General features: G+C 65.2%; 10 protein-coding genes and 1 rRNA gene. All 11 read left to right on the top strand.

What is annotated here, in order from left to right; genetic code table 11:
• Position 1 precedes the first annotated feature (1 nt).
• On the top strand, positions 2 to 2,476 hold the full coding sequence (pheT, locus tag VFZ97_01975; GenBank protein ID HEX6392177.1) for a phenylalanine--tRNA ligase subunit beta: 2,475 nt from the start codon (positions 2 to 4) through the stop codon (positions 2,474 to 2,476).
• Between the two features lie 67 nt (positions 2,477 to 2,543).
• Complete coding sequence (argC, locus tag VFZ97_01970; GenBank protein HEX6392176.1) at positions 2,544 to 3,575, top strand: N-acetyl-gamma-glutamyl-phosphate reductase; 1,032 nt, start codon at positions 2,544 to 2,546, stop codon at positions 3,573 to 3,575.
• Positions 3,572 to 4,453, top strand: a complete 882-nt coding sequence (gene argB, locus VFZ97_01965) for an acetylglutamate kinase (GenBank protein HEX6392175.1) — start codon at positions 3,572 to 3,574, stop codon at positions 4,451 to 4,453. Before argC ends, argB begins: the two co-directional genes overlap by 4 nt.
• Positions 4,450 to 5,622, top strand: coding sequence for an acetylornithine transaminase (locus tag VFZ97_01960; GenBank protein ID HEX6392174.1), 1,173 nt, complete (start codon positions 4,450 to 4,452; stop codon positions 5,620 to 5,622). Before argB ends, VFZ97_01960 begins: the two co-directional genes overlap by 4 nt.
• A 6-nt stretch (positions 5,623 to 5,628) precedes the next feature.
• A complete protein-coding gene (argF, locus tag VFZ97_01955) occupies positions 5,629 to 6,525 on the top strand; it encodes an ornithine carbamoyltransferase (protein HEX6392173.1) in 897 nt (298 codons plus the stop codon).
• Positions 6,498 to 7,010 carry an arginine repressor gene (gene argR / locus VFZ97_01950; protein ID HEX6392172.1) on the top strand — a complete coding sequence of 171 codons (513 nt, stop codon included), beginning with the start codon at positions 6,498 to 6,500 and terminating at the stop codon, positions 7,008 to 7,010. Before argF ends, argR begins: the two co-directional genes overlap by 28 nt.
• Entirely contained in the window at positions 7,011 to 8,207 is a 1,197-nt protein-coding gene (locus VFZ97_01945) for an argininosuccinate synthase (GenBank protein HEX6392171.1), read from the top strand.
• A 57-nt stretch (positions 8,208 to 8,264) separates the two neighbouring features.
• The gene (argH, locus tag VFZ97_01940; GenBank protein ID HEX6392170.1) at positions 8,265 to 9,659 is read left to right on the top strand and encodes an argininosuccinate lyase; all 1,395 of its coding nucleotides are present in this window, start codon (positions 8,265 to 8,267) and stop codon (positions 9,657 to 9,659) included.
• Complete coding sequence (locus VFZ97_01935) at positions 9,646 to 10,278, top strand: DNA-3-methyladenine glycosylase (GenBank protein HEX6392169.1); 633 nt, start codon at positions 9,646 to 9,648, stop codon at positions 10,276 to 10,278. The genes argH and VFZ97_01935 overlap by 14 nt, the downstream gene beginning before the upstream one ends.
• Positions 10,279 to 10,396: 118 nt before the next feature.
• Positions 10,397 to 11,653 (top strand): C40 family peptidase, encoded by a 1,257-nt coding sequence (locus VFZ97_01930; protein ID HEX6392168.1) that lies wholly within the window; start codon positions 10,397 to 10,399, stop codon positions 11,651 to 11,653.
• A 489-nt stretch (positions 11,654 to 12,142) separates the two neighbouring features.
• Positions 12,143 to 13,314 (top strand): 16S ribosomal RNA (locus VFZ97_01925); the annotation flags it as partial.

Here is a 13,314-nt window from a genome sequence, read left to right as displayed (position 1 = left end):
GATGCGTGCACCTCTGTCCTGGCTTCGCGATTACGCGCCACTTGACGCCGATCCGGCGGAACTCGCCGCCGCCTTGTCGGACCTCGGCCTCGTCGTCGAAGGAGTCGAGCGGGTAGGAGCGGGTCCCGAAGACGTGGTCGTCGCCAAGGTCCTCGACATTCGGCCCCATCCCAACGCCGACCGGGTCAGGCTCGTCGATGTCGATGCCGGCAACGGCTCACCGCTGCAGATCGTGTGTGGCGCATGGAACTTCGCGGTCGGCGATCTCGTCCCACTCGCCCCGGTCGGTGCCGTCCTGCCGAACGGAGACAAGATCTCGCGTCGGAAAATGCGGGGAGAGTTGTCCAACGGGATGCTCTGCTCGCCATCCGAGCTCGAGCTCCCGCAGGCTGGCGCATCGGACGGGCTGATGATCCTGCCTGCCCACCTCGCACCCCCCGGCACTCCGCTCGTAGAGGCACTCGATCTGCACCCGGACGTGGTGTTCGACTTGGACATCTCCGCCAACCGCCCAGACGCCCTGAGCATGGCTGGAGTCGCCAGGGATCTCGCAGCCAGGCTCGGTGAGCCGTGGTCGATGCCGACCACGCCTGGGGCGCCACCCGTCGACGACTCTCTCGGAACTGCACCCATCAACGTCGAGTCTGGTGATCTGTGCCCTCGTTTCACCGGCACGATCATCGACGGAGCCCCGCAGGGTCCTTCTCCGGCCTGGATCGCGCGCCGGCTCACTCTCGCAGGCATGAGGCCGATCAACGCAGTCGTGGACGTGTCCAACTACGTGATGCTCGACTTCGGGCAACCCAACCACGCCTACGACCTCCATCGCCTCGGCGGGGGAGGGATCCTGGTTCGTCGAGGCCGTCCGGGTGAGGTGCTCGAAACTCTTGACGGCGTCGAAAGGAAGCTGCAAGAAGACGACTGCGTCATATGCGACGCGGAGGGCGCCCCTGTCGGAGTCGGCGGAATCATGGGCGGTGCCAACGCCGAGATCGCCGAGGGTACGAGGCGGGTCTTGCTTGAAGCAGCCTGGTTCTCACCGATGGCCATCGCTCGCACGGGCAAGCGGCTCGGGCTCCATTCGGAAGCCCGAGTACGTTTCGAGAGAGGCGTCGACCCAGAAATCGCGTCGCACGCGGTCGAGCGTTTCGCCGGACTTCTCTCTTCAGTGAGCGGCATCGACGAGGTGCGCCGCGGGCCTACCGTCGACGTGGTCGACCGGCAGCACCTCCCGGCCCGGCGAACCGTACCGGTCCGAACCGATCGGGTGAACGAGATCCTCGGTACGGAGCTGACCGCGCTCGACGTTGCGGGACTGATCGAACCGATCGGATTCGAAGCGTTGGTCCCGGAAAAAGATCAGGTCGACCGCGCCGATACCCCTTCGGTCCTCGACGTCGTCGTGCCCTCCTGGAGGCTCGACACCGAGCGCGAGATAGACGTCATCGAGGAAGTAGCCCGAATGTGGGGCTACAGCAGGATCCGCCGAACGGTCCCCGCCGGCACGAGCGGGCGCGCAGGGGGACTGACCACGCATCAGAAGGAATGCCGCCGGATTCGCGACATCCTCGCCGGCGCCGGGTACGACGAAGCCTGGACGACGACGTTCCTTGCGCCTGGAGATCTCGAACGAGCAGGCCTCGACCCAGCCGCGGTCGAGGTGGAAAATCCCCTCGACCAATCGGAATCGATCCTGCGCACCTCGTTGCTCCCCGGCATGCTCAAAGCGGTGAAGTTCAACCGTGATCGGCAAGCCGGCGACGTCTGCCTGTTCGAGATAGGGAACGTCTTCGCGATTCCTCCGAAAGGAACGGTGACCCCGACCGAGACGGAAATGCTCGGCGTGATCATGGCCCCGGTTCCGGCCACCGGCCGCCGACAAACCGCCGGATCGCCGGACTCCGACGACGATTCCAGACCCGCGTTCTCAGCCGCACGCACGTGGAGGTTGGTGTCCGAGGCGCTGAGGCTGGAAGGCCAACAAGTTCAAGGCGACTCGGTCGCTGGCTTGCATCCCGCTCGCGCGGCCCGAATCGTTGGTTCGAACGGGGTCGCGTTCGGGGCGCTCGGGGAGTTGGACGCCGAGGTCGCCGCGAGATACGGACTTGCGGGGCGGCTGGGATACCTGGAGCTGTCCCTGGACGCGCTTGCCCGCGAACGCCGTACACCATTCGAGTCCAGACCGGTCAGCCGTTTCCCCGCCGGAGACATCGACCTCGCGTTCGTGCTCCGTGAAGATGTGCCGGCCGGAGAGGTCCGCAGCACGATCGCCACTGCCGGGGGAGACCTGCTCGAGGCCTGCTGGCTGTTCGACATTTACCGCAGCGAGCAACTCGGGCTGGGAAACAAGAGCCTCGCCTTCCGGCTCAGGTTCCGCGCAGACGACCGAACCCTGGACGACGCCGACCTCGCCGGTCTACGCCAGGCCGCAATCGACGCGGTGACGTCACGCCATGATGCGCAGCTTCGGGGCTGAGTCCCGGCAGACCGGTCGGACGCTTTCTTGCTGCATCAATATGCACCATCCTGTATAGTTGTTTGATGTGCCTCCCGGACCCGCCCCCAAGTTGAAGACCGGCGTCTTCGGCGCGTCCGGTTTCGCCGGGGCGGAGCTTCTCCGCCTTGCCTCGGGCCATCCGAACCTCGAAGTCGTCATGGCGACCGCGGACAGCCGGGCCGGAGGAAAGGTCGCCGACCTGTACCCGAGTCTTGCCGCGAGCTTCCCCCAGCTAGTCCTCGGCAACGCGGACCCCGCCGCAGCGGACGGACTCGACATCGTCTTCCTGGCGCTGCCCCACGGGGCATCCCAGGATCTGATGCCCGACCTTCGAAAACGTGTCGGCCTGGTCGTCGACCTCGCCGCTGATTTCCGCTTACGCGACGGGGCCCTCTACCCGCGCTGGTATGGGGAGGAGCACAAGCACCCTGAGCTCCTGAGCGAGGCGGTGTTCGGCATTCCGGAGCTGTTCGGCGACGAACTTCCAGGAGCCACCCTGATCGCGGTGGCCGGCTGCTACGTGACCGCCGCCGCTCTTGCCTTGGCTCCTCTGGTCAGGGCCGGGGTCATCGAATCGTCCGGGATCATCGTCGACGCAGCAAGCGGGGTGTCGGGCGCAGGCCGAAGCCTCAAGGCAACCACGCACTTCAATGCGGTCGATGAGGATTTCACCGCCTACGGGCTGCTCAACCACCGGCACACGCCGGAGATCGAGCAAGCGACGGGTGCGAGCATCCTGTTCACGCCGCACCTAGCTCCGATGAACCGGGGAATCCTCGCTACGTGTTACGCCCGGCCGGCAACCACAGACGTTGATCCTCTGTCGACGCTCGCCAGCTACTACGCGAGCTCTCCGTTCGTGGTGGTCTCGGAGCGGTCGCCGTCGACAAAAGCAACCCTCGGGTCCAACGCCGCGCACCTGACCGCGCGCAACGATGCGCGAACAGGATGGATCGTCGCTCTCTCCGCGATCGACAACCTGACCAAGGGCGCCGCCGGCCAGGCCATTCAGTGCGCCAATCTCGCGCTCGGCTTGCCCGAAACCGCCGGTCTGCCAGTTGCGGGCCTTTACCCATGACCGAAACGATCGCCGACGTCTCCCCCTCGCTCAAAGCGGGGATCCTCATCGAGGCTCTTCCGTACATCCGGCGTTTCTGGGGAAGGGTGGTCGTCGTGAAGTACGGCGGTAATGCCCTCGCGGGAGACCGTAATGATGACGCGCTTGCATCGTTCGCGAGCGACGTCGTGCTCATGCGATCGGTGGGCATGAGGCCCCTGGTCGTCCACGGCGGGGGCCCGCAGATCGGCGAGCTCATGCAGCGACTCGGCAAGGTGCCAGAGTTCGTCGACGGGCTTCGTGTCACCGACGCAGAGACTCTCGACATTGCACGCATGGTCCTCGTCGGCAAGATCAATCGGGACATCGTTTCTGCGGTCAACGTTCACGGGCCGCTCGCGGTCGGAGTTTCCGGCGAGGACGCAGGTCTGATCAGCGCGGAAGCGAGAGATCCGGCTCTCGGCTTCGTCGGCGACGTCGTATCGGTGAATCCCGATCTGCTCAACCGTTTGCTAGCCGAGAATCTCATCCCAGTGGTCGCTACCATCGGCACCGACGAAACCGGCCAGGCCTACAACATCAACGCCGACACGGCCGCCGGCGCGATCGCCGAAGCTGTGAGAGCAGCGAAGCTCGTCTACCTCACCGACGTCGATGGCATACGGCGGGACCGGGATGATCCCGCGACGCGCGTCTCCTCCGCTGGGCCCGACGATCTGGAAGCGATGCTGGACGAGGGCACCGTCGCAGGAGGCATGATCCCCAAGGCGCGCTCATGCCTTCGCGCCGTCCGGAATGGCGTCGGTCAAGCGCACATCCTCGACGGGCGCGAAGCGCACGCGCTCCTGTTGGAGATCTTCACCAGGGAGGGAATCGGAACGATGGTGAGCGCCCAATGAGCGACCGGCTCATGAATACCTACCCGCCGGCTCCGGTCACGTTCGTGCGCGGCGCGGGAAGCAGACTGTGGGACGGCGCCGGCAACGAATACCTCGATTTTCTGAGCGGCCTCGCGGTCACCTCGCTTGGACATGCGCACCCCGCGGTAGCCGACGCTATTTGCGACCAAGCTCGAACCCTGTTGCACGTCTCCAACCTGTTCGGCACCATCCCGCAACGCGAGGTGGCGGCCACTCTCGACCGTTTGGTGAACGCCGGAGACGGCCGGGTCTTTTTCTGCAACAGCGGTGCCGAAGCCAACGAGGCCGCGATAAAGCTCGCCAGGAAGTGGGCGGGGCGCGGCCGGTACGCCGTGGTCAGCGCGTACGGCTCGTTCCACGGACGGACCCTCGCCACACTTCACGCAACAGGCCAACCCACGAAGCACGAGCCCTTTCAGCCTCTCCCCGAAGGGTTCCGCCACGTCGCCTGGCGGGATCTCGACGCGCTGTCCGCTGCAGTCGACCCATCGGTCGCCGCGATCCTCTTGGAACCGGTGCAAGGCGAGGGGGGAGTGAACCCGGCGGGCGCCGACTATTTCGGGGCGGTGAGGGAGTTGTGTGACGAGAGAGGGCTGCTGATGATCGTCGACGAGGTCCAAACAGGCCTCGGGCGGACCGGCGAATGGTTCGGGTTCCAGCACTACGGCATCCGCCCCGACGTCGTGACTATGGCGAAGGCTCTCGGGAACGGAGTTCCTATCGGGGCCTGCTGGGCTCGTGAGGACGTGGCATCCGCGTTCGTGCCCGGGGACCACGCCACCACATTCGGCGGTCAGCCTCTGGCTACTGCGGCGGCGCGTGCCGTGCTCGAGGTGATGCAGTCCGAAGACGTCCCGGCTCGTGCGCGGCGGGCCGGTACACACCTGAACGAATCTCTGTCCAAGGTTCCAGGTGTGAAAGAGGTTCGGGGTATGGGCCTTCTCCTGGCGGTCGAGCTCGAGGAGGGGAAAAAGGCGTCGGACGTCGCTTCAGCTGCGCTCGCTGCGGGACTGGTCGTCAACGCGGTGACCGCGTCCGCCTTGCGGCTGGCCCCCTCACTCCTCGTCACCGACTCCGAGATGGACGAAGCAGTTGCAATCCTCGCCGGCGCGATCGCCACGATTGCGGAGCAAACGGATACTCACTGACTGAAGATGCGGCACTTCCTTGAAGTAGACGACCTGACCCCTGAAGAGTTGCAGACGGTTCTTGACCTGGCCGAAACCAAGTCGCCCCCACCGGTGCTTGCCGGGCGCGGCGTCGCGCTCATATTCGAGAAGCCGTCGAACCGGACCCGCAACTCAACCGAGATGGCGGTATTCCAACTCGGCGGGCATTCGGTAACCATCCGGGGGGACGAGATCGGGATCGGCGAGCGCGAAACGGTCGAGGACGTCACCCGCGTTCTGGCCCGGTACCACGCCGTCCTGGCAGCGAGGGTGTTCGAGCATGGTCTACTCGAGTCGATGCGGCGTGTCGGCGAGGTGCCCGTCGTCAACTTGCTGTCCGACTGGTCACATCCTTGTCAAGCGCTGGCCGACCTTCTGACCTTGCGGCAGCACTGGGGAAGCTTGAAGGGGCGGACGGTCGCTTGGGTCGGAGACGGAAACAACGTGGCACGCAGCCTCACCTTGGCGTGCGCGATGGCCGGCGTGAATATCCGGCTGGCCACCCCGGTGGGCCACGAGCTCGACGCGACGACGGCCGACGGAGCGCTTTCGTACGGAGTGTCGGTTCTCGCCACGAAAGACCCGGTCGAGGCCGTCGAGGGAGCGGATGCTGTGTACACGGATGTGTGGGTGTCGATGGGACAGGAATCGGAGTCCCAATCGCGCGCAGACGCTTTCGCCGGCTACCAGGTCGACGAAGAACTGATGTCGAAGGCCGCGAAGGACGCGATCTTCTTGCACTGCCTTCCCGCGCATCGCGGGCTCGAGGTCAGCGCAGGAGTCATCGACGGGCCGGCGAGCGTCGTTTGGGATCAGGCGGAAAACAGGATGCACGCGGCGCGTGGCCTCCTCTGGTGGCTAGTACAACGGGGGACCCGTTGAAGCTCTCCAAGACGCAGCGGCAGCATCGCATCGAGCAGCTCATCGAGCAGAACGCGGTGACCAGCCAGTCGCAGCTCGTCGATCTCCTCGCAGCTGCGGGGGTCGAAGCCACTCAAGCGACGGTATCGAGGGACCTCGAGGAGATCGGAGCCGTGAAGGTCCGCGCCGCACGAGGGGACCCGGTATACGCGGTACCCGAGCTTCCCAAGGATCGCTTGGCCCCAGAGGAGCACTTACGTCGCGTTCTCGGTGACTGGGTCGTCGACGTTGTCTCGTCGGCGAATCTTGTCGTCGTAAGGACACCGCCGGGCTCAGCCCACGTGGTGGCGTCCGCCCTCGACCGGGCCGCTCTGAAAGAGATCATTGGAACCGTCGCAGGGGACGACACCATCATCGTGGTCGCCGCCGAGAAGACTGGCGGCGCCGCGCTGGCACGGCAACTCGGCGGGCTGGCAGGTTTGTACAACGGAGGAAGAGGAAGCTAGATGGCAAAACGAGTCGTGCTGGCCTACAGCGGTGGTCTGGATACTTCCGTCGCGGTCCGCTGGATGATCGAAGAGATGAACGTCGAGGTGATCGCGCTCGCCGCCGACGTCGGCCAGGGTGGGGACTGGGATGCGATCAAGCGGCGCGCACTCGCTGCTGGAGCCAGCGAGTCGATCGTTCTGGACCTGCGCGAGGAGTACGCCAACGAGTTCGTGGCACCCGCGCTCAAGGCCAACGCGAAGTACGAGGGGAAGTATCCGCTGATCTCGTCGTTGTCGCGGCCGATAATCGTGAAGTACCTGGTCGAAACAGCCCGCGCCCACGGAGCCGACGCGGTGGCCCACGGATGCACGGGTAAGGGCAACGACCAGGTCCGGTTCGAGGTGTCGACCGCTGCTCTTGCGCCCGATTTGGAAGTGATCGCTCCGGTGCGGGGCTGGGGGATCACTCGTGAACAGTCGATCGAGCTGGCAGAGAAGTGGGGCATCCCGATCACGGTCACCAAGTCGAGCCCGTACAGCATCGACCAGAACCTCTGGGGCCGGACCATCGAGTGCGGAATTCTCGAGGACCCGTGGGAGCAGCCGCCGGAAGACGTCTTCGAGCTGACCACTCCTACCGCGACCGGCCCGACCGAGCTGGTCATCAGCTTCGAGCGAGGACTGCCGGTTGCGCTCGACGGTAAACCAATGTCGTTGACCGAACTGATCGCGGAAGTCGATCGCACCGTTGGTTCGTACGGGTGGGGCCGGATCGACATGATCGAGAACCGGCGAGTCGGGATCAAGAGCCGTGAGGTGTACGAGTGTCCGGGCGCGCTGGCGCTGCTGATGGCTCACGCCGACCTGGAGGATCTCACCCTCGAACGCGACCTCGCCCACGAGAAGGCGCGTCTCGAACCGCGCTACGCCGAGTTGGTTTACGACGGCCTTTGGTATTCACCGCTCAAGCAGGCACTCGACGCGTTCGTGGAGGAGAGCCAGAAGTACGTCACCGGTGACGTGCGGTTGCGGTGCGAGCTGCCGGGGCGTTGCATCGTCGCAGGGCGCCGGAGCGATGTCGGTCTATACGACTATTCACTTGCGACATACGAGGCGGCGGATCGTTTTCGCCACCAGGACGCCGAGGGATTTGTCCGGCTGTGGGGTCTCGGGGTGTCGACTTGGGCAGCCCGCCAGGTGAAAGGTCGCAGCTGACCATTCCCTCGTCTCCGTTGGCATGATTGATTCGTCCTGAATGATGGGTTGGGTGGCATGACGCTTTGGCAGGGCCGTTTCGGGGCCGAGACCCCCGCTGACGAGTTGCTCTCGTACACGGTGAGCTTGGCCTTTGACCGGCGGCTCGCATCCGATGACGTCGAGGGATCGCGCGCGCACGTTCGCGGTCTGGTATCGGCCGGGATCCTGACCGACTCGGACGGGCGGATCCTGATTGCTGCTCTCGATCGGGTTGCCGATGAGCTTGCGTCCAACTCGTTCGCGTTCAAGCCGGGAGACGAGGACGTCCACACCGCGATCGAGCGGCGGGTGACTGAACTTGCCGGCGAAGTCGGTGCGCGCCTTCATACCGGGCGAAGCCGGAACGACCAGATCGCCACCGACCTCCGGCTGTTCACCAAGCGCGAACTGAAGGAAGTGGCTCGGCGGCTCGTCGAGCTGCAACGGGTCCTCGCCGAACTGGCGGAGGAGGCGGGCGACTCCTACCTCCCTGGCTACACCCACTTGCAGCGAGCGCAGCCCGTCCTTCTGGCTCACCATCTTCTGGCGCATGGGTGGGCGTTCTCGAGGGACGTCGACCGGATCGACGACACCCGCCGGCGACTCGACGTATCCCCGCTCGGGGCCGGGGCGCTGGCCGGCACTTCGCTCCCGCTCGACCCGGATCTCGTTGCCGCCGAGCTGGGCTTCGCGTCGCGATTCGAGAACTCTCTCGACGCCGTCTCCGACCGCGACTTCGTCGCAGAAGCGCTGTTCGACTTGGCCCTTATCGGAGTGCACCTTTCGAGGTTGGGAGAAGAGATCGTCCTGTGGTCGAGTGACGAGTTCGGCTTCATGTCGCTCGCGGACGCTTACGCGACGGGAAGTTCGATGCTTCCGCAAAAGAAGAACCCCGATATCGCTGAGCTGGCCAGGGGACGGTCCGGAAGGCTGATCGGGAATCTCACCGGCCTGCTTGCCACCTTGAAGGGCCTACCTCTGTCCTACAACCGCGATCTCCAAGAGGACAAGGAGCCCCTTTTCGATGCGCTCGACCAGGTGACCCGAGGCGTCGCGGCTATCCGCGGGCTGCTGTCAACCGCCGCCTGGAACCTGGAGCGGATGCGCGAGGCAGCCGACACCCCGTACGCGGCCGCGGTCGATCTGGCGGAGTGGCTCGTCGAACGCGGCATGCCGTTCCGCCAGGCGCACGGCATCGTCGGCGGTCTCGTCCGGGACTCGATGGAAAGGCACGTACCGCTAGCCGAGCTGGTCGAATCGCATCCGGCACTCGGTTCCGAAGCAGTTGAGCTGCTCGCCCCCGGCGTGGCTGTCACCCGCCGCACCAGTCCCGGCGGAGCCGGACCTCGTCCGGTTGCCCGGCAGCTGAAGCGGTTCGTTGCCCACCTGGACGAGGTAGAGGGCCGACTCGGCGTTCGTGACGGCGCCTAGCCGGCCGGCCGGACCGGTGCGCCTTGGGCGGGCCTTCCTCTCGGAGTCGTCTCTGGTGGTCGCTCAGGGGTTGCTGAACAAACTCCTCGTCGCGGCGGATGGGAGAGCCGGGCGAATCATCGAAGTCGAGGCTTACCGGGGACAACAGGACCCGGCGAGTCACGCCTTTCGAGGTAGGACGCCGCGGAACAAGGCGATGTTCGAAGCCGGCGGTCATCTGTATGTGTACTTCAGCTACGGGATGCACTGGTGCGCCAACGTGGTGTGCGGGCACGAGGGGGAGGCGCAGGCGGTTTTACTGCGGGCTCTGGCACCTGAGCGGGGTGTTGAAACGATGCGCGCCGCCCGATGGACCACGCAGGCCCACCGGTCCGACCGTGACCTGTGCCGCGGTCCCGGACGCCTTTGCCAGGCGATGGGCATCGACAAGTCGCTCGACGGGATCGACATGACAACCGGGTCATCGCCGCTCTGGATCGAGGACGACGGGACGCCCCCGCCGGCCGAAATCGTCGGAACCCCCCGCATCGGGATCTCGGTGGCAACCGAGCTGCCCTGGCGGTTCACGGTCCAGGGTCACCCAGGCCTATCCCGTTCTGTGATACGCAAAAGGGCCTGAAACGTCCCCGCTAGGAGGAATTCAGGTGAACGGAGGGGAACCGGGAAGGGTGATACATCGCCCGGAGGGCCGCCAGAGGCCCGACCCCGAGTGACCCGGCCCGAGTGATCGGAGGCGGGTGAGACTTCCGAAGGTCCTTGCCGCCTGCGTCGGCTTCCTGCTGCTCGTGTCCACGATCAGCGCGTTCGCCGTTTCGGGAGGGCGCCGGGCGACCGACGCTTCACCGCTCGTCTTCTCCAGCAAGTTACTGAACGGTAAGGGGTCCTCGGCGGCGAGAGGGTCGGCAGCGTCCGGGCTGCGGGTGGCGGGTTCGGGCGACTTTACGGACTCGTCGTTGCCGTCCACCACGACGGGCGCCCCGCAAACCCCCACTCCGACGCCCCAGGCCTTGCCGGTGCCCAGCGCCGGCAACTTGCCGGCCGTCGGAAGCGCCGGAGCCGTTCACACTCCCGACGCGGTTGTGTTGGTCCAGAGCCCGATCAGCGGGGACGCGGAGAGCAAGCTCGATCATCTGCGGGGCGTTCAGGCCGCGACGATCGTCGACACCGGCACCGTCAACCTCGCCGGCGCCAAGGCAGTCACCTTCGGGGTGAACCCGTCGACCTTCAGGACCTTCACCCCGCAGTCCAGCGCAGTGGTCGACCGGTTGTGGCAGTACCTCGCCGGCGGCGCCTTGGTCTCGTCGTACGACATGGCGACCGACCAGAAGCTGCAGCTCGGCGTGCTCGACTCACTAACGCCGGCGGGCGGGACCAACGGCTCGGTACAGGGGTGGATGGGGGCCTTCGCCTCGCTCGGCCTGCCGGGCGTCGACCTCCTGGTCGACCAGAACTACTCGTCACCCCTCGGGCTGGCGCCCCGCACCGGCGCGGTGATCAGCGCTCCGACGGTCGACGGGGTGACGCTGCGCAACGAGATCCAGCAGGCCCTCCCGGGAGCGACCGTCGAGCTGCTCCGCCTCAGCGAGATCCCCCAAATCACCGGTCCCGGTCTCGACAACGTGCGGCGGGCCTCCCTGATCGCGGCAGCGCTCTCCCAGGTCGGCAAGCCATATGTGTGGGGCGCCGCGGGCCCTGGCTCCTTCGACTGCTCCGGGTTGGTGCAATGGGCGTACCGCCAGGCAGGCGTGCTGATGCCGCGGACCGCGGCCGAGCAGTTCTTGACGGGGCAGCACATCCCGCTCTCGTCCGCCGCTCCGGGGGACCTGCTGTTCTGGACCTATGACCCAAACGACCCGACCTTCGTCGATCATGTGGCGATCTACCTCGGCAACGGGATGATGGTCGTCGCCCCGCACACCGGGCTCAACGTCGAGGTGGTGCCGGTCCCCACGGACAGCATGGCGGGCGTCGTGCGGGTCGTCCTTCGGGGATAAGTCGCCGGCGGCAGTCGGGGGTTAGCCGGTCGGCCAGATCGGCCTACGTCCCACGACCGGCCTGGTACGATAAACGTTCGCTTCGAAGCGACCTGCCCCGGGGAGCAAGTGCCAAGGTTCTTTGACACCCTCCACGGGTTCCAGTATGCTGAGAAGCCGCCCCGAACGGCCTTTGGCACGCGGGGCTGTCCCACCGGCTACGGCGATCTGCTGCGGCCTGCGGGACCAAAATGCGAGACACACCGCCGGGCCTCTTCAGGGGCCTGTGTGTGGCCCGCAGCAGTGCTCCTTGAAAACGGAACAGAGGAAGTCAAAAGCTAGTGCGGGCATCACGGCACGCCATTTGGAGTGTCGGAGATGTTCAACCTCGTACAGCATTGAGACGGACAACAAGTCTGTCTTGTGCCAGTGACTGGTCGGGATCTCGCCAGAAACCGACCACTCTTTACACAGATTTACGTCGAGGGCTCATGGCCCGAAACGCAGATCTCGACGGAGAGTTTGATCCTGGCTCAGGACGAACGCTGGCGGCGTGCTTAACACATGCAAGTCGAACGAGGTCCATCCGGTAGCAATACCGGTGAAGACTTAGTGGCGAACGGGTGAGTAACACGTGAGCAACCTGCCCCGAAGACTGGGATAACAGCGGGAAACCGCTGCTAATACCGGATGTCCCCACCGGACCGCATGATCTGGTGAGGAAATGAATTTCGCTTCGGGAGGGGCTCGCGGGCTATCAGCTTGTTGGTGGGGTAATGGCCCACCAAGGCGACGACGGCTAGCTGGTCTGAGAGGACGATCAGCCACACTGGGACTGAGACACGGCCCAGACTCCTACGGGAGGCAGCAGTGGGGAATATTGCGCAATGGGCGAAAGCCTGACGCAGCAACGCCGCGTGAGGGATGAAGGCCTTCGGGTTGTAAACCTCTTTCGAGCAGGGACGATAATGACGGTACCTGCAGAAGAAGCTCCGGCCAACTACGTGCCAGCAGCCGCGGTAATACGTAGGGAGCGAGCGTTGTCCGGATTCATTGGGCGTAAAGAGCTCGTAGGCGGCTTGATAAGTCGGATGTGAAACCTCCAGGCTCAACCTGGAGTCGCCATCCGATACTGTCATGGCTAGAGTCCGGTAGGGGCCCACGGAATTCCTGGTGTAGCGGTGAAATGCGCAGATATCAGGAGGAACACCAGTGGCGAAGGCGGTGGTCTGGGCCGGCACTGACGCTGAGGAGCGAAAGCGTGGGGAGCGAACAGGATTAGATACCCTGGTAGTCCACGCCGTAAACGTTGGGCACTAGGTGTGGGGCCTTATCAACGGGCTCCGTGCCGTAGCTAACGCATTAAGTGCCCCGCCTGGGGAGTACGGCCGCAAGGCTAAAACTCAAAGGAATTGACGGGGGCCCGCACAAGCGGCGGAGCATGTGGCTTAATTCGAGGCAACGCGAAGAACCTTACCTAGGCTTGACATGTAGGGAAAAGCCGTAGAGATACGGTGTCCTTCGGGGCCCTACACAGGTGGTGCATGGTTGTCGTCAGCTCGTGTCGTGAGATGTTGGGTTAAGTCCCGCAACGAGCGCAACCCTTGTCCTATGTTGCCAGCGGGTAATGCCGGGGACTCGTAGGAGACTGCCGGGGTCAACTCGGAGGAAGGTGGGGATGA

It is taken from the genome of Acidimicrobiales bacterium (genome assembly GCA_036378675.1).
GTDB lineage: Bacteria > Actinomycetota > Acidimicrobiia > Acidimicrobiales > Palsa-688 > DASUWA01.
This window is presented reverse-complemented; position numbering and strand designations above follow the sequence as displayed.

Coding starts and splice junctions, on each gene's coding strand:
- VFZ97_01960 (HEX6392174.1), top strand. CDS start 4,450: ATGAGCGACCGGCTCATGAATACCTACCCGCCGGCTCCGGTCACGTTC.
- argH (HEX6392170.1), top strand. CDS start 8,265: ATGACGCTTTGGCAGGGCCGTTTCGGGGCCGAGACCCCCGCTGACGAG.
- argF (HEX6392173.1), top strand. CDS start 5,629: ATGCGGCACTTCCTTGAAGTAGACGACCTGACCCCTGAAGAGTTGCAG.
- pheT (HEX6392177.1), top strand. CDS start 2: ATGCGTGCACCTCTGTCCTGGCTTCGCGATTACGCGCCACTTGACGCC.
- VFZ97_01945 (HEX6392171.1), top strand. CDS start 7,011: ATGGCAAAACGAGTCGTGCTGGCCTACAGCGGTGGTCTGGATACTTCC.
- argB (HEX6392175.1), top strand. CDS start 3,572: ATGACCGAAACGATCGCCGACGTCTCCCCCTCGCTCAAAGCGGGGATC.